This is a genomic window from Caldicellulosiruptor bescii DSM 6725, assembly GCF_000022325.1.
In the GTDB taxonomy this organism is placed as follows: Bacteria; Bacillota; Thermoanaerobacteria; order Caldicellulosiruptorales; family Caldicellulosiruptoraceae; genus Caldicellulosiruptor; species Caldicellulosiruptor bescii.
In genome coordinates this window covers 129,154-146,367 of record NC_012034.1, presented here as the reverse complement: position 1 = coordinate 146,367, position 17,214 = coordinate 129,154, and the positions used below count along the sequence as shown (strand labels likewise).

Below are 17,214 nucleotides of genomic sequence, written 5' to 3'. Positions count from 1 at the left end.
TCAAACTGTCCCCTCTTTATAATATTTCTGTGCTTTCTCTTTTAAAGTTTCAAAGAAGTAATCAATTGTTCCACTTGAATCCGGCAAAAGTTTCTTGAGTTGTTCTTCATTTACAAAAAATCCTTCTATCAATCCTAATAAAGTATAATCATAAACCTTCTTACCATTTGGAAGAGTCAGCTCGCATGTACTATTAAGTAACCTTGCATCAATTGCATAGCCAACGTCATCTTTTATGATCTTAATTCTGTTCAAGAAAAAGGAATTTTTAACTGGATAAAGTCCGCCTATTACAAAAAGTGGACTTAAATTCTCTCTTCTTCCCTTGATTTCTCTGCTCAAAAACTTTATTGCATCAAAGAGGGTATTAAGTCTTTTCAGTCTTTCTTCAATAGGCACCTCTTCAATGACATTTCCCTTCTCATCAAAGTCTCTACCTAATCTATCCAAATCAACTGAAATAGTATAGGTGTAAAGAGACTTATGCTGTTCAAGCTGATAAGGGTTTGGATTGGTATTTGCTCTTTTTGCTAAATTTAAATTGGTTGCAAATTCTATGTCGTTTTTATACTCTTCTAAAGAGACAGCAGGTGTTATTTTGACAACTGTCGTCCTTGTCTGTGCACCCTGCCCCTGCCCAGATGTTTTCATATAACCGAATAAATCTATTTCGGGGTATTGTGTGATTGTTGCTTCTTTTGTAAACTGCACAACCTGCTCATCTCCTGTTACAGGCGCTTCCCTGTACTCTGAATTTTCCAGCATAAATTTGTGTTTTTCATATCTCAATGCCTGTCTTGACATGTAAGTATACACTTTATTTTCTCTTGTAAGTTTTTTAAGTTCAGAGATATTCCCTACGCTCTCTCCATAATTCAAGCTCATCGCTTCAAACACAACTGTAATCGTGATACCTGCATTTTTACTCATTTCTCCTCATCCTCCTCATTTTCTAATCTTTCATCTCTTTCACTTCCCAAAAGCCCGTTTACAAAGCTATATCCTAATGCGCAAAAATTGTCTTTATCATTTATACACGAAACAAATAAAGCCGGTACTTCCATGTTATAGTTCATATAAGTTCTAATAACTAAATTCATAAAGGTGTTTATGTCACCAATTCTAAGTGCTGAAATCAAACGATATGCAAGGCTCGTTATCTTGTTTTCTGCACCTGATTTTAAGAATGTTTTCTTTAACTCCTGTCCAAAAAAGTACATCCTCCACAAACTTTTTTCATCCATCAACATTTCACCTCTTTTTATGCTTTTTAGAAATTTATATGTGATAATGTTAAACATTTGAAGCCTATAGGGTGAAAGGTTTGTTTTAATTTTTGAATTCACTTTTTTAGAGCTTATAAACTGACTTTCTAAAAATGATACAAACTGAAAGCTTAGCGTATTATTTAAAAACCTCTGCAAAAGCTCGTGGAAAGGATACAAGGTATTGTCTTTCACAGTTATTTTGGTTCCCACAACATTTTCAAAAAATTCATAATTGGAGGTTACAAATTCAGCCTTTTGCTTGGATATATTGAAGCCATAAACCTTTGGAGCAACTGAAGAGAGATCTATTTCAACAAAAAGAACGTTAGTTAGGGCAAACTTGCTTTCTTCCCTCAGTTTTAACAATAAGTAATCATTTATGAAGTTCAAAATTCCTTTGTCTTTGAGTAAATTTTCTTCTTTTGACATTATTTCCATAAACAATTTATTTGCTTGATATAGCTCCAAAACAGAAGTACTTTTATCTACAAAGTAAAACCTTTTGGTTTGTCCAACTCTAAATTCAGTCAGGGCCGCAAAAATACAGAAATACATAAGCTCACAGATTTCGCATATAGGCAGCTGAGGCTTAAAGTTCCAGAAGAAATTCTTGTTATCTTTGTTTGCTCCAAGAAAATTCACAATCCCTGTGTTAAACATTGCACCTTTTTTAGCTTTTCTCTCACCGCAAAATATACAGGGATACTTCTTGTCCTCTTCATTGGCCTTCTCTATTATAGGTTTTTCAAAGTCGTTGTAAAACTTTTCTTTTAGGTTTTCTGTAATTTGCCTATTTAGAAAGCTTGCTTCACCATATACTGAGCTAACACTGTTCAAATAAACCTTTACATCGTTTTCCATAAACTCCTGTTTTCTATCTTCCAAAATTTTTATTATCGTGTTTACAAAATCTACTGCTTCATTTTTATTAAACTTTTTATTCAAACTGCATCCATATTCTTTCGCAAGCCTGCTCAGTTTTGCAAAACCATTAACTCTGTCTTTAAACTTTCTTATTCTCTCTCTCTGCTGTTCATCTATATCACTTCGGTTATTTAGTTGTTCCAGTAAATCCTTTCCTTCATTTATAATCTCATCTGTCCTTGGATACCTCTGATAAGCTTTCTTAAAAAACTTGTCGGAAAACCCTCGCAAACTTTCTCTTTCAAATTCAATGTAATTTAGTCCAATAGTTATAATGTTTTGAGAATCTATATCTTCTCCATCCAGCATAATCTCAATAAAGCCTATAATCCCTGCATTATAAGCCCAGTCACCTAAATAAACCCTCTCCTTCATTTTTTCCTATTCCCCTTTTATTTTTCATATTATTACCTCACCACTTCAATAAAACCAAATCCTTGCCCTCTTCTAAATCCAAGACCATTTTGATAAATCTCTTTTAAATCATCAGGATGTCCTGATAGTTCAAATATACCGCCAAAGCCTGTAAGATACATAATCTCTTTGCCGGTGTTTTCTACAAACTCAGAAATTTTATGCTTTACAACAATCTTTTTGATATTTATTGGCCTGAAACTAATTCTTTTATGAAGTCCTCTATTTTGCCCTCGCAAAATTCTGAGATTTCTAATTTCAAAGTCAATTACTTCGTTCAAAACCTCTTCAAATCCTTCATCATAGGGCAAAACTGGAATTTTCTCATCTCCCTCTTTTTTCTCAATCAGCACAGGTGAAAAGGTTTTGAAAGTCATAGTTGAAGAAAATTGTTCTGGTTCTTTTATAAGGTATGCCCTCTTGAGCTTGATTCCACAGTTATTAGCCAATTTATGAGGATATAGTTTGCTGCTGATTAAACTATTGTAGATATTGACAAAAAACTCATAATCGGAAGTTGAAAGGTTTAAAACTATATCTCCCCTGAACAGCACTTTATCGTCTGAAAAATTCATGTTGGGCAAATTTACCGCATAAACGAACGGCTTTTGCCACTTATTCTTTTTATCCTCCCACCAATAAAGCCTTTTGAAATATTCCTCATTGTATGATGATAGCGCTTTTTTTAAAAAAGCCATAAATAAGGTTCTATAGTAAACTGGGAGTTCCTTGGTTTCATTAAACCCATTATGTACTTCAAATATAAATTTTGCTCTCATCTCAAACAATCTCTCCTTTTTTAACAAATTCTTGTGTTAAACTGTATTGTTTATTATATTTCGACATTAACTGTATAAATCCTTCTTTTTCAAAATAAAATTTTTAAAGGAGGACAAAGAATATGACTAAACTATCCAAGCTCAAAATAAAAAATTTTTAAAGTTGTATTACGTGATAAAAAGATTACTGAAATACTAACTGAGAAGAAGAAACTTAATAGGAGAAGAGGACCGAGAAAATTTGATTTATTTCAAATAATAGCTCCATAATCCAGATAAGACTGTATAAAAACAACGAAAGCTCTAGAAATTGTATCAATCGTTTACATCCCTTATAGTTCAGATAAAACCTTTTTTGCAGTCCTTTGTTTTGTCCTCTCAAAATACGAATATTTCTTATCTCAAAGTCAACAACATCGTTGAAAATCTCTTCAAACCCTTCATCAAAAGGCAAAACTGGCACCTTTTTTTTGCCTTCTTTTTTTTCAATCAAAATTGTAGCAAACGTTTTGAAGGTCATTTTTGAGTCAAACTTTTCTGGCTCTCTTACCAAATACGTTCGCTTAAGCGCAATCTTGCAACTATCTGTTAAAGGGTATGGATAGAGACGATTGTTGAGTAAGCTATTGTACATGTTTACAAAAAACTCATAGTCAGATGTGGAAAGATTAAGCAAAATATCTCCTTTGAAAGAAACGGTATCATCTTGAAAGTTCATATTGGGAAGATTTACTGCAAAGACAAAAGGCTTTTGCCATTTATTCTTTTTATCTTCCCACCAGTAAAGCCTGTTGAAATATTCTTGATTGTAAAGTGATAGTGCTCTTTTTAAAAAACTCATAAAAATGGTTCTGTAATAGATAGGAAGTTCATGAACCTGTCCTTGTTTTTCAGATACTTCAAAGATAAATTTTGCTCTCATGTAAATATCCCACCTTTTTCTTTAACATTAGCATCAATTTGCATTGATTATTATATTTCGGCATTAATTGCTAAAATCCTTCTTTCTTTTTGAAAAAACTTAAAATTTTTTGGTGTTTAAAAATAATCTAATGTTTCAAGAGATAATAAAAAAAGCTGCCATATCGAGGCAGCCTTGAATTGATTTATATTAGTACAATTTACCCTTGACTTTATTGCAAAATTTTCTTCTCAACCTTTTTAAAATACTCCAAAAGCTCCTTTTCATACTCCTTATATACCTTTTTCGTATTAGAATCTCTGAACGACTGCAAGTCTTCATTCAAAGCGTCAAGCAAAAAAATTATCTTTTCAATATCGGGTTTAATCTGCAGCGCAAGATTTCTGTCTTTGGGCACAATTATCCTTTCGTTTATCTTTCTTACAAAATCTCTCACCTTAACAACAAGACCATACCTTTCATTCATTATCCTGCTAATATCCTTTTCCTCAAAGATATCAGGTTCTTTTGCAATTGACATTGTCAATGTATTGTTTAAAAAATATTCTTCTGCTCTCCCTCTCAAGTACGAAAAATCAATATTTTGGTCTTCTACAAGATGCTTTAGGATATCCTTTGCATCAGAGAGCTTGTACGAATATTCAGCAAAGAAGATATTGGGTATTTTGGCATTATAGTTTGTCTTGAATACTTCTAATCTGTTTATTTTAGCAATAAAAATAAAAATAACAACCAAGCTTATAACCAGATACACTACAAATGCCATCAAAAAGGGATTTTCAAAAGTTTTCTTTTCCATTTTGCAACTCCTCTTCTTTATATTAAACTGAGAGTTAAATCTACTACTAAATTAAAAAAATTACAATATTTAAATGAAACTCACATCTGATAACAACTTTTTGTATAATCTCAAACTATCTTCTTAATTGTCATTTGACTACACACCCTGATACTATTTTCACATAATTTTTCTATCATTTCAATATGTTTTGCGAAAAATATTGACAACCCAATTAAAACTGTATATACTGTATATATACAGTATGCAAAAGGAGAAAGGAAAATGTGTTAAAGCTTGTGATTTCGCAAACGTCAAACCAGCCCATATATGAACAAATCAAAAATCAAATAAAGAAGCAGATAATAGAAGGAAGTCTTAAGGCAGGAAATAGTCTTCCATCAATCAGGGTCTTGGCAAAAGAGCTAAATGTCAGTGTTATTACAACCAAAAGAGCTTATGAAGAACTTGAAAAAGAAGGATTTATTGTAACAGTCCCTGCCAGAGGCACATTTGTTGCTGACATTGATAAAGAAAAGATTTCTACTTTGGGCGTTCAAGAAATTGAAAATGATTTGAAAGCTATTGTTCAGAAAGCAAAAATACTTGGAGTTGACCTAAAAAAGCTTTTAGAAACAATTGAAAGATTGTATAAAGGAGAGGAAGGTCAAAGATGATTGCCTTGAAAGTAAAAAACCTTACAAAATCGTACAAAAACTTTAGGCTTGAAATACCAGAACTTACCTTAGAAAGTGGCTATATCATGGGACTTTTGGGGAAAAACGGTGCTGGAAAAACTACTTTGATAAAGTGTATACTTGACCTTGCAAAAAAGGAAAGTGGAGAGGTTTTCATATTCGAAAAGCCTTTTAACTGTGATGAAACCGAGATAAAACAAAGGCTTGGAGTTGTATTAGAAACTCCAATTTTGCCAGGTCAGTTAAAACCAAAAGATGTAAAAGAGATAATGAAGTCATTTTACAAAAATTGGGATGACAGGCTTTACAACAAGCTCTGTGACCTTTTTGAAATTGACCAGAACAAAAAGATATTTCATCTCTCAAAAGGAACTGTGATGAAACTGTCTATTGCTTTAGCTCTATCTATAAGACCTGACTTTTTGATTTTAGATGAACCAACATCTGGGCTTGACCCTGTTGCAAGAAATCAGTTTGTTGAGATTCTGCAGAGTTTTGTCCAGTCTGAAGAAAAAGCTGTGTTTTACTCAACTCATATAGTCTCTGATATTGAGAATGTTGCAGACTTTGTGACAATCATAGATAATGGCAAAATCATCTTTTCTTCATCGCGTGAAAGCATTGAAGAGGATTATTGTATAGTAAAAGGACCTTCTTCAGAGAGTAACAAAATCCCACAAAGTATAGTTTTATCTTGTAAAAAAGGTTCATTTTCGTTTGAAGCTCTTTGCAAAAAGAATGAAATTGAAAATTGTATGCAGCCAGGCTTTGTTGTTGAAAAACCATCAATTGAAAAGTTCTATGTAATGCTTGTGAGAAGGGATGAAAAGGATGAAGTTTTGGAAGTTCTATAGGAAAAGTATATATACATCAGTTTTGTATTTCTTTCTATACATTATTGTTCTTTGGATAGTTGGTAACCTATTAAATCCACCAGCATCTGCTACTATATTCTGGGAAGAATATTTATCTTACTTTTTTGTAGCTATTTTTCTTACATTTACCATGTTAAATAACCCTTTTACCTCAAATAGTTTTTCGTATGAAATATCTTTGAGTTTGCTCTTGCCTATTAAAAAATGGCAAATTATAATTAGTCGATTTTTAAAAGATGGATTTTTATTGCTAATATTTCAATTTATTAGTATGATTGGATATTTATTTATAGTTAATATTGATTCTTCTTATCTTATACTTGAGTTTAACAGCAAACTTTTGTCATATATATTTACAGAATTTGTTATGATAACAGTTCTTCAGCCTGTTTTTATTGCATTTAGAAAATCAACTCAAAAAAACTTGTATACAGTACTTCTTCTGTTTTGTTTTTACTTTGGAGTACCTTTTGTTTTTGCTGAACCTTTGCAAATTTTGTATCATAAAATTAAAATTTTTGAATCAATATACATAATGACAGCTGTTTCGCTTGCATATATTGTTGTTTTAATGGTTATTTCATATATTATTTCATACAAAATTCTTTCAAACAATGATTTTTAAGATAAATCCTAAAGGAGCGAGGTTAAAAATGTTTGCTTACATTAAATTGCTTAAAAGGGTTGAAAATAAGATTATTTCAGGTATCGTATTTCTTATTTTTCTTTTGTGTATATCCCAGCCTGTGAGAAAAACAGGCAAGATTGATCTTTCTCTCTTTATTGGAACTATCTATACCACCTTTATTCTGTTTATGTTGTTTGCAATAAAATCAAGCTTTTTCGTTCAAAGTACAAAACTACGTGAACTATATGGCAGTATATCTTATACTTCTCTGCTTTTTTTACTGCCTATTAAAAGAAATAAGATTGTTACTTTGGAGTTTATTTTAGATGTTATTATAATCTTGATATATATTCTCTTTCTTAACATCGGAATGTTAATCTTAAAAGTGTTTAATTTAACCCACTCATACATTTTCATTTTATCTTTCTTCTGGATTTTCTCTATTGTACTTGTATGGTATTCTATCTGTACTATCCTATATTCACTGCTCTACTTTATTAAAAATTCAGCTTTCCAAACAATCTATAACACTATTGTAAACTTTATAATAATATTAGCTGCTTACATACCTTTCTGGTTTGGTCTTCGTCTTTCAGAAATTCATAAAAGAGAGGAAAAATTTATTACAAATTTATATACAAACCATAAAAGTGCTTTAATAGTCTTATTTGTATCAATAATACTGTTTTTAATTTCATTCATTGTAAACAAAGCTGCAATTTACAGGCGAGAAATCTAAACTGCTTTTTATAAATATACAGCGTTAAAGTGATATGTAGAGTGAGGTGAAGTAATTGCATAAATTTAAACCTCATCCCAGTGAAATAAAAATGCACCTTTTAATTACCGGATTTTTTTCAGTTCTTTGGTTTTGTTTAAATTTACTTTTGTTAAATGTTAATAGCAATAATTTTGATAGAAATGCATATTCTGCATTTGTAATTGCATTCTCTCTTCTTATTCCAGTAGTTTTTGTAACTTTTAAAATAGCTTTATTTTTTGATAAAAGTTATGTAAAATCTAGTTATATATTGGATTCTGTTTTAAAATTTTACTTTTTGTTGCCTGTAAAAAGAAAAACAATTGCTTTTTGGATATTTACCAATGATATTATTTTCTCATTCTTATACTGTTCTGTCTTTTTTATCTCAAGCTTGTTTGCAATTTTTAGCAAACCAAATAGGATTGAACTTAATATATTTTTGTTTTTCGTTTCACCACTTGCTACTAACTTATTATTTATTTCATTGTTTTCATTACTTTATTCTTTTCCACATTTTGTTAAAAACAAAATGTTAAAATCATTATCAAAATTGTTGTATGGACTATTACCTTTCTTTCTCTTGATTATTCTTATAACAGTATTAGCTTTAGCAAAAACTGCAACAGTATCAAACGACAATTTAATAGCATCTATTGTGAATCTGTACAAAAATAGTCTCTGGTCACCAATATATTTGCTGATTTCGATAATTTTGCTCATTAGTTCATACATCGCTGTTTCTGCTTCATTCTACAGACAGGAGGGGTGATATACAAAGAAGGAAATTTTAAAATTATAAATACTAATTAACAAAAATATGTGAAAAGGAGGCTGCTTTGTGTATGATTGAACTTATTGAACTTACCAAAGACTTTGGCAAGGTCAGGGCGGTTGACAGGCTATCTTTTACCATTAACAAAGGCGAAATTTTCGGGCTCCTTGGTGAAAACGGCGCGGGCAAGACAACAACTTTAAGGATGCTTGCAACAATGCTAAAACCGACATCTGGCACAGCTATTATCTCAGGGCTTGACATTACAAAAGAACCAGAAAAGGTAAGAAGAAAGATAGGAATTTTGTTTGGAAGCGAAAGTGGGCTTTATGCAAGGCTTACAGCCCGGGAGAACATTGAATATTTTGGACTTTTGCACGATATGAAGAAGGATGAGATTAAAAAGAGGATTGATGAGCTATCTGAAAGGTTTGGTATGCAAGATTATATCGACAAGCCTGCCGGAACATTTTCAAAAGGTATGAAGCAGAAGGTGTGCTTTTTAAGGTCAATAATTCATAATCCAGAAGTGATGCTCTTTGATGAGCCGACAAACTCTTTGGATGTATCAAGTGCAAAAGAGGTACATGACTTTATAAGGCTTTGCAAACAGGAAGGAAGAACAATCATATTTTCAAGCCATTCAATGAGTGAGGTTGAAAAGCTGTGTGACAGGGTTGCAATTATTCACAAAGGAAAGCTTGTAGTACTTGGATCAATTGATGAGATAAAGCAAAGATTCTCTGGTCACAGCTTTGAAGATGTATTTATCAGATTGGTGGGTGATAGCAAATGAAGATAAATATGAAACATGTGTGGATTGTGTTTAAAAAAGAGCTCAAGGATGCTTTCAGAGACAGACGTGCTCTTTTTATGAACTTCATCTTGCCCATACTTACAACTCCTCTTATATTTCTTGTGATAATTTATGCATCTAAGTCTGCGTTTGAGGTTAAACCTGAAAAAACAAAGATTTGTATCATAGGTGAGCAATATGCAAAACAACTTGTTGACATAATTAAAAGCTCCCAGTTTGATATTGTTCAATCTTCAAATCCAAAGAAGGATTTGCAAGATGGGAAAATTAAGGCAGTGATTGAAATTCCACAAAATTTTTTGGACCACCTTTCAAAAGAAAAGCAGGTTAATATAAAGATTTTAGTTGATGGATCTGATTCAAAATCATCAAATGTTGGTTCAATCTTAAATGAAATTATAAGTAACTTTGCAAAAAACATAACAAAGCAAAGGCTTCTGGCAAAAAATATTAATCCTGAAATTATTGAACCCATTGTAATTATAAAAGAAAATGTTGCACCTCCTCGCAAAATGGCATTGTTTTTGCTGGCAATACTTGTCCCTATGTTTGTAGTGCTCAATACCTCACTTGGTGGCATGAATGCTGCTATTGACATAACAGCTGGTGAAAAGGAAAGAGGAACTCTTGAACCACTGTTGACAACTGCTGCATCACGCATCTCACTTGTAACAGGCAAATATATCTCAGTTTCAATAATGGCAATAATAAGCGGAGTTACCTCACTGATAGGGCTTGGACTCACATTTTGGCTTTTGCCATTGGTCCTTGGAAAAGATGCAACAAAAGAATTGGGGGATATAGCAGCTCTTGCACTTCCTGCATCTGTTTACTTTGTAATGTTTATTGTTGTGGTGTTGACAGCTATAATTTTCAGTGCAGTTGAAGTTGCCATTGCCTCATATGCAAGGTCGTTCAAAGAGGCTCAAACTTATCTTACACCTATTACCTTTTTGGTGCTAATCCCCGCTTACTTCACAATGTATAAAACTCCAAATGACTTGGTAGATTCTTACTTTATCATACCGCTTATCAATTCACTTGCAATATTCAAAGAGCTAATATATGGAATCATAAATATTCAGCACTTGTTATTATTCATAGTTTCTTCAACCGTATATCTTGTTGCCTCTATTATATTCGCCTCAAAGATGTTTGAGAATGAGAAGGTGCTGTTCAGAAGCTGAAAGCAAAAATGCAACTTACAATCTCATTTGAAATTCTACTAATCAACTTTACTAATCAATAAGTTGCTCAAAAATCTAAAAAACTGAGTAAATGGGAAAGAGAGGTGAAGATGACAATTTGTCTGCAAATGAAGCTCTAATAAAAGTTGAAAATGTGAAAAAATCCTTTAAAATAGGAACAAACAGTGTGGAAGTCTTAAGAGGAATCAGTTTAGAAATCTACCAAGGTGAGTTTGTTGCGATTGTTGGTGAGTCAGGTTCAGGCAAAACAACACTACTAAACATCATTGGTGGGCTTTTAAGACCTTCTGAGGGAAGTGTTGTGATTGCCAGCAAAGACATTACAGCCATGAGCGAAAATCAGCTTGCCATTTTTAGAAGAGAAAATATAGGATTTGTTTTTCAGTCATATAACCTTATACCTCATTTTACGGCGGTTGAGAATGTGGAAATTCCGCTTATGTTCAAAGGAATTAGTAAAAAGAAGCGTCGTGAGATGGCTGCTTTTATGCTTGAAAAGGTAGGTTTAAAAGATAGACTTTTTCACAAACCTGCTGAACTTTCTGGCGGGCAGCAGCAAAGAGTTGCAATTGCAAGGGCGCTTGTAACATCCCCTAAAATAATTCTTGCTGATGAGCCAACAGGAAATCTTGATAGCAAAAATGGTCAGGAGATTCTTGACCTTATGCTTCAGCTTAACAAAAATGAAAATATTACACTTGTTGTTGTAACCCACTCTCAAGTTGTGAGCAAAACTGCTTCAAGAGTGATAAAAATTGCTGATGGACTAATAATTGGAACTTAAGTAAAAGACAATAAAAAATTAAAATAAAGGAAGGTGAGATTTCTTAAGATGAGGAAAAAAATAATAACATTTGCACTTGCTATAGTGTTTACTTTAGTTGTTGTTCTAAGTTTTAAACCCAAAACTTTTGCTGACCAGAATAGTTTAATAATCCAAAAGGTGTGGACAGAACCATCAAGAGTAGTACCTGGAACTAAATTTGCACTGAATTTTGAACTTTTCAATAACTCTGAAAAGAGTTTATATGACATAACAATAAAACTTCTGTCAATTGAAGGAAGGCAGACATTGTCTGGCTTTTCCCCAATTGGAACCACAAATGAAATATATCTTAAAAAGCTTCAAAAGGGTGAGAAAAAAAGATTGTCACTCAACATGATTGCAGACGTAGAGTTAAAAACTGGTGTTTATAACCTTGTTTTATCTGTTAGTTTCAAAGAAGACAAAGTTTTAATTACCTCGACTAAAATTGTCGGAGTTGTTGTCGGGTACAATCCTCAGCTTTTGGTTCAGACATTGAAGTTTGACCAAACAACAGGAAAACTTAACTTGAAGATTGTAAATATTGGCAAGTGTACTCTTGAAAATGTTTTAATTGAAGCGTTTGCTGACAGTAAAACAAGCTCATTTGTTGGTACACTGGAAAATGGAGATGACTATCAGGAATCTATTGTTGTTGAGGCAAAAAAACAAAAGAATGTCAAAGTTGTAATATCATATAATGACCAGTTCAATAAAAAATTTACGATTACAAAAATTCTAAAAGCTCCATCCACACAGCCAAAATCCAGCTCAAAGACCAAAAATAAAGGTAGTTTACTTAAAAGCTTTTTAGGATTGGGTGATTAGAGAAAATGAAGTTTTCAGACATACTTTCTTTGATTGTGACAAACATAAAAAGAAGAAAACTTCGTACTGCGCTTACCGTTATGGGAATATTTATTGGAAGTTTGGGACTTTTTGTTGTTGTGTCAATCAGTACATCTTTTAAGGATTATATAGTAAAAGGCATTTCAAGCTTGGGAAATGCTGATGTCATATATGTTATGCCTAACACCAATGCAGGGTATACTCTTGAAAAGTTGAAAACTGAAATTCACGACAAAGACATAAAAAAACTTGAAAAACTCAGACATGTAAAGTTTGTCATTCCTTTTTATTTTACTAATGGAAACCTGAAATTTAAGAAATTTGAAGGCACAGTAACACTTGTTGCAACATCTGTCAAAGAATTTTCAAAAAAATACACTCTGCAGTTTGGCAGGTTCCCGAAAGATGATAATGAAAGCGGATGCATACTTGGTTATGGGATTGCAAAACTGATTGCCAATCCTTCTAAAGGAGGTTTTGCAGATGAAAATGAGGTTAAAAAGCTTGTGAACAAGGCTATAAAGATTGAGAGCAAAAGAATCAATCAGGCAGGTGAAGAAGAAACAAAAGAGTTTTCATTTAAAATAAGAGGAATTGCAAAGAGTGATTTTAATTTTGATTCTTCTATAATTCTGCCAATGAAAGCTATGGATAAGATTGAAGACTGGAGATATTCTCAGCAGGATTTTATCAAAAAGACTGGATATACCTATACATTTTTAGTTGTAGACAGTCCTTCGCACATACCTGAGGTGGAAAAATTCTTAGAAAGAGAAAAATACTACTATACCTCAATCAAAGAACAGCAAGAGGTTATCGAAAAGTTTTTAAATGCGGTAAAAATCATAGTTGGCGGAATTGGAGCAATATCACTGGTTGTTGCAGCTTTTGGTATTGCAAATACAATGATAATGGCAATTTTAGAGAGGCGAAAAGAAATTGGGATATTTAAAGTATTAGGTGCAAGTTCTAAAAACATCTTGCTTTTGTTTCTTTTTGAATCAGGCTTTCTGGGTTTTTTGGGCGGTGTTTTTTCTGTAATAGCTGGATTTGCATTGAATTTTTTGATAGGTCTTGTGCTAAGGGCACGCTTCCCAGCCATAAACGACTTTAGTATCGGTTTTAACATTCCACTTGCCTTGTTTGTTTTATGCATTTCAACCCTAGTTGGCATTATTGCCGGGATTTACCCTGCTAAAAAAGCAGTCTCGATTGAAGTAATCTCTGCATTGAAAGAAGAATAAAATAAAAGGGGAGGTTTTGACAAATGGAAGTTTTAAAACCAAAAAATCTCTTATACCTTATTATTCGCCCCTCCAGAGTATTTGAAATAGTAAAAGAAAAAGGCGTATTTTTGGAACAATTTCTTCTATACGTAATTGCTACATTTGTCTATCAGCTAATTCTTCCCTCACCTTCAAAAGAACAAATTGAGAGTTGGGTTAGGGAGAACATGAAAAATCCTCCTACTCAGAATCTTGAGATGACCGTAAAGACAATGCAGTTTTCTCTCTCCCCGGCTGTAAGGGCATTTTCAAGCTTGTTCGGCGCTGGTTTGGTAATAGTTATTTTCAGTCTTGTTGTTTTGGTAATAGTCAAAATTTTGAAAGGTAATATAAACTTCAAAAAGTCCTTTGCGCTTGTGTCAACAGCAATTCTTATTACTATACTCCAGTACATTCTGCACATTGCAATTTTTCTTATTACTCACAAAAGCCCTGTTGATTTTTTAGCAGCAAAGGATACTTCTTTTGCACAAGTTTTAGCAAAGACCTTTAATATCTTTGAAATTTGGTATCTTGTATTACTTGGAATTGGAGTATATGTAGTCGCAGGTCTGAGCAAAGCAAAAAGTGTAATATGCTCTTTGGTAGTAGCTGTTATTAATCTTTTGCTTGCTGGCATCTCATTGCTTGTAGGAAAAGTCTAATGAAGTGATAAATAAGCATAAATTAAATATTTAAGGGGCTGGTTGATGTTCAAACAAAGCCAGCCCCTTGTTATTTTCAAAAGGACAAACCTATATTTTTTCTTAGCTTACTGATGTATATTTTTATGCTTTCTTTCTTGACATAATATCAAGCCAAACTGCAAATACAAGAACAAGTCCTTTTACAATCAGCTGATATGAATATTCCAAGTTCAAAAGGCTCATACCGTTGTCTATGCTTGCCATAATTAAAGCACCTATGATAGCACCCGGAACTGTTCCTTCACCGCCAAGTGTGCTTGTTCCACCGAGGATTGCAGCAGCAATTGCATCAAGCTCCATATTTGTTCCAGCACCAGATGTTGCAGCGTCAAGTCTTGATGTTAATACAATTCCTGCCAGTGCCGATAAAAATCCCATGAGAATGAAAATCTTCATTGTCACATTTCTAATGTTTATACCCGAAAGACTTGCTGCTTCTTTGTTTCCACCTATTGCATACACATATTTTCCAAATGTTGTGTTCTGAGAAACAAATGTTAGCAGGATTGTAAACACAACAAGTATCAGAACAGGAATAGAAATTCCCTCATAGCTTATCATAACGCCCGTAAATGCAACAATAAGAGCAATTACAACTGCAGCTTTTGCAATCTCCAAGCCCATTGGCAAAACTTCTAAGTTGTATTTTTTCCTTCTATTTCTCTGGCTAATTGTTAAAAGAAGATACCCAACAATTAAAACAGCCCCAAATGCAATGCTCAAAGCTTTATTCAAATATCCTTGCCCGATAAATCTAAAACTATCTTTAAAAGGTGATATTGTGATACCCTTGCTTGCTAAAAGCACACCGCCTCTGAACACAAGCATTCCTGCCAGCGTAACAATGAATGCTGGAACGCCCCTGTATGCAACCCAGTATCCTTGCCATATACCAATTATAATACCAACTATCAAAACTGCAATAACTGTAGCAGGAGTTGACCACCCATTCCAAACCTGCAAAACACCAGCAATAGCACCAGTAAATCCGACAACAGAACCAACCGAAAGGTCAATGTGCCCTGCAACAATTACAAATACCATACCAATTGCAACAAGAGCTGTGATTGCCATCTGTCTTGCAAGCATTGAAAGATTTCTTGGTGTTAGAAAATTCCCATCAGTAAGTACTGTAAATATTGTCCATATAAGGAGAATTGCAATTATGAGAGTGTAAGTTCGCAAGTTTTTTTTCAAATTCATAACCTATCTTCCTCCTGTTGCTAAAGTCATAATCTTTTCTTGAGTTGCATCTTCGGCCATGAGCTCACCTGCAATTTTGCCCTTTTGCATAACAAGTATTCTATCTGACATACCCAAAATCTCAGGAAGTTCTGATGAAATCATAACAATTCCTACACCCTGGTCAACAAACTGGTTCATAAGGTTATAAATTTCATACTTTGCACCAACGTCAATACCTCTTGTAGGCTCATCCAGAATTAATATTTTTGGATTTGCTAAAAGCCATTTAGCAATAATAACCTTTTGCTGGTTACCACCGCTTAAATTCATAACCTGCTGGAAAGGTGAAGCTATTTTAATTCTGAGCTTACCAACATAATCCAAAGCTGTGCTGAGTGACTTTGGAATATTTATTATCCCACCGTTTGCAAACTTCTGGTAGTTTGGAAGCAATATGTTGTCTTTTATATCCATCATGAGCACAAGCCCATATCGTTTTCTGTCTTCTGAAAGATAACATATCCCGTGTTCTATTGCCTCTCTGGGGTTATTTATACTTATTTTCTTCCCTTCAAGCCAAATTTCTCCTTCTTTTCTTCCTGGATATGCTCCAAATATGCTCATAAAAAGTTCTGTTCTGCCAGCCCCCATAAGTCCTGATATACCCAAAATTTCTCCTTCTTTTATCTCAAAGCTTACATTATCTATTATCTTCTTTTCTGGATTATCTTTGTCATAAACAGAAAAGTTTCTAACTTCCATAATTGTTCTTTTTGCTTTGTGTGGCACTTTTGGATACCTTTGAGTAAGTTCTCGCCCAACCATTCTTTTTATTATCTCATCTTCAGTGAGATTTGATATTGGGTCTGTTGAAATTGTTTTACCATCTCTTAAAACTGTTACTGTATCTGCTATCTCAAATATTTCTTCAAGTCTGTGAGAGATATATATGCAGGTAACCCCGTGGTTTTTGAGGTCTTTTAAAATTCTGAAAAGCTGCCTTGTTTCACTCTCTGTTAATGCTGCTGTTGGCTCATCAAGAATTAAAATCTTGCTATCTTTTGAAATAGCCTTTGCAATCTCAACCATCTGCTGTTGGCCTATTCCTAAATTTTCAACTTTTTCATAAACATCTATCTCAATGTTTAGCTTTTCAAAAAGTTTTTTAGAATCAGCATAGACCTTATTCCAGTTTATAATCCCGTTTACAACAGGCTCTCTGCCAAGAAAGATATTCTCGCCTACAGTCATGCCTTTAACAAGGGTCAGCTCCTGGTAAATTATTGCAACACCTGCATGTTCGCTGTCTTTAATATTTCTAAAATGCTGCTTCTTGCCTTCAATGAAAATATCGCCGCTGTATGTGCCATACGGATACACACCGCTTAAAATCTTCATCAAAGTGGATTTTCCTGCACCATTTTCACCAACAAGAGCGTGGATTTCACCTTTTTTAACCTTAAAAGTTACATCATCAAGCGCTTTGACACCTGGAAATTCTTTTGTTATGTGCACCATCTCAAGAATATATTCGCTCATCTTAAAATACCACCTTCA

General features: G+C 33.3%; 17 protein-coding genes and 1 pseudogene. 10 read left to right on the top strand and 8 right to left on the bottom strand.

Annotated features, from left to right (window positions below; all coding sequences use genetic code 11):
• From cas7i to cas6, 3 genes are read right to left on the bottom strand one after another with little or no spacing between them, the layout of a single operon-like run.
• Positions 1-930: a type I-B CRISPR-associated protein Cas7/Cst2/DevR gene (gene cas7i / locus ATHE_RS00605; RefSeq protein WP_015906760.1), complete on the bottom strand. Its 930-nt coding sequence runs from the start codon at positions 928-930 to the stop codon at positions 1-3.
• Positions 927-2,567 (bottom strand): type I-B CRISPR-associated protein Cas8b1/Cst1, encoded by a 1,641-nt coding sequence (cas8a1, locus tag ATHE_RS00600; protein ID WP_015906759.1) that lies wholly within the window; start codon positions 2,565-2,567, stop codon positions 927-929. Before cas8a1 ends, cas7i begins: the two co-directional genes overlap by 4 nt.
• A 32-nt stretch (positions 2,568-2,599) precedes the next feature.
• Positions 2,600-3,385, bottom strand: coding sequence for a CRISPR-associated endoribonuclease Cas6 (gene cas6 / locus ATHE_RS00595; RefSeq protein ID WP_015906758.1), 786 nt, complete (start codon positions 3,383-3,385; stop codon positions 2,600-2,602).
• A 133-nt stretch (positions 3,386-3,518) separates the two neighbouring features.
• Here cas6 and ATHE_RS15420 point away from each other — a divergent pair.
• Positions 3,519-3,649: pseudogene (locus ATHE_RS15420) on the top strand (ISNCY family transposase); the annotation flags it as partial.
• On the opposite strand, the gene ATHE_RS00590 reads toward ATHE_RS15420, so the two are convergent.
• On the bottom strand, positions 3,600-4,307 hold the full coding sequence (locus ATHE_RS00590) for a CRISPR-associated protein Cas6 (protein WP_015906757.1): 708 nt from the start codon (positions 4,305-4,307) through the stop codon (positions 3,600-3,602). The pseudogene ATHE_RS15420 and the gene ATHE_RS00590 sit on opposite strands and share 50 nt — an antisense overlap.
• 211 nt (positions 4,308-4,518) lie before the next feature.
• Positions 4,519-5,106: a hypothetical protein gene (locus ATHE_RS00585; RefSeq protein ID WP_015906756.1), complete on the bottom strand. Its 588-nt coding sequence runs from the start codon at positions 5,104-5,106 to the stop codon at positions 4,519-4,521.
• A 266-nt stretch (positions 5,107-5,372) separates the two neighbouring features.
• Here ATHE_RS00585 and ATHE_RS00580 point away from each other — a divergent pair, with 266 nt between their 5' ends.
• From ATHE_RS00580 to ATHE_RS00570, 3 genes are read left to right on the top strand one after another with little or no spacing between them, the layout of a single operon-like run.
• Positions 5,373-5,762: a GntR family transcriptional regulator gene (locus tag ATHE_RS00580; protein ID WP_015906755.1), complete on the top strand. Its 390-nt coding sequence runs from the start codon at positions 5,373-5,375 to the stop codon at positions 5,760-5,762.
• Positions 5,759-6,637: an ABC transporter ATP-binding protein gene (locus ATHE_RS00575; RefSeq protein WP_015906754.1), complete on the top strand. Its 879-nt coding sequence runs from the start codon at positions 5,759-5,761 to the stop codon at positions 6,635-6,637. The genes ATHE_RS00580 and ATHE_RS00575 overlap by 4 nt, the downstream gene beginning before the upstream one ends.
• The gene (locus tag ATHE_RS00570) at positions 6,615-7,283 is read left to right on the top strand and encodes a hypothetical protein (protein WP_015906753.1); all 669 of its coding nucleotides are present in this window, start codon (positions 6,615-6,617) and stop codon (positions 7,281-7,283) included. The genes ATHE_RS00575 and ATHE_RS00570 overlap by 23 nt, the downstream gene beginning before the upstream one ends.
• A 1,264-nt stretch (positions 7,284-8,547) precedes the next feature.
• Here ATHE_RS00570 and ATHE_RS14740 read toward each other — a convergent pair.
• Positions 8,548-8,781, bottom strand: a complete 234-nt coding sequence (locus ATHE_RS14740) for a hypothetical protein (RefSeq protein WP_179121855.1) — start codon at positions 8,779-8,781, stop codon at positions 8,548-8,550.
• A gap of 110 nt (positions 8,782-8,891) precedes the next feature.
• Between ATHE_RS14740 and ATHE_RS00555 the strand changes: the two genes are divergently transcribed.
• The 6 genes from ATHE_RS00555 (at position 8,892) to ATHE_RS00530 (ending at position 14,430) form a co-directional block, all read left to right on the top strand.
• Complete coding sequence (locus ATHE_RS00555; RefSeq protein ID WP_015906750.1) at positions 8,892-9,617, top strand: ABC transporter ATP-binding protein; 726 nt, start codon at positions 8,892-8,894, stop codon at positions 9,615-9,617.
• On the top strand, positions 9,614-10,825 hold the full coding sequence (locus ATHE_RS00550; protein ID WP_015906749.1) for an ABC transporter permease: 1,212 nt from the start codon (positions 9,614-9,616) through the stop codon (positions 10,823-10,825). The genes ATHE_RS00555 and ATHE_RS00550 overlap by 4 nt, the downstream gene beginning before the upstream one ends.
• Before the next feature lie 91 nt (positions 10,826-10,916).
• Positions 10,917-11,630 (top strand): ABC transporter ATP-binding protein, encoded by a 714-nt coding sequence (locus ATHE_RS00545; protein ID WP_015906748.1) that lies wholly within the window; start codon positions 10,917-10,919, stop codon positions 11,628-11,630.
• A gap of 48 nt (positions 11,631-11,678) precedes the next feature.
• Positions 11,679-12,479, top strand: coding sequence for a COG1361 family protein (locus tag ATHE_RS00540; protein WP_015906747.1), 801 nt, complete (start codon positions 11,679-11,681; stop codon positions 12,477-12,479).
• 5 nt (positions 12,480-12,484) lie between these two features.
• A complete protein-coding gene (locus tag ATHE_RS00535; RefSeq protein ID WP_015906746.1) occupies positions 12,485-13,744 on the top strand; it encodes an ABC transporter permease in 1,260 nt (419 codons plus the stop codon).
• 23 nt (positions 13,745-13,767) lie between these two features.
• Complete coding sequence (locus ATHE_RS00530) at positions 13,768-14,430, top strand: YIP1 family protein (RefSeq protein WP_015906745.1); 663 nt, start codon at positions 13,768-13,770, stop codon at positions 14,428-14,430.
• 123 nt (positions 14,431-14,553) lie between these two features.
• Here ATHE_RS00530 and ATHE_RS00525 read toward each other — a convergent pair whose 3' ends face one another.
• The gene (locus ATHE_RS00525) at positions 14,554-15,675 is read right to left on the bottom strand and encodes a sugar ABC transporter permease (protein ID WP_015906744.1); all 1,122 of its coding nucleotides are present in this window, start codon (positions 15,673-15,675) and stop codon (positions 14,554-14,556) included.
• A 3-nt stretch (positions 15,676-15,678) separates the two neighbouring features.
• Complete coding sequence (locus ATHE_RS00520) at positions 15,679-17,196, bottom strand: xylose ABC transporter ATP-binding protein (protein ID WP_015906743.1); 1,518 nt, start codon at positions 17,194-17,196, stop codon at positions 15,679-15,681.
• Positions 17,197-17,214: the final 18 nt, after the last annotated feature.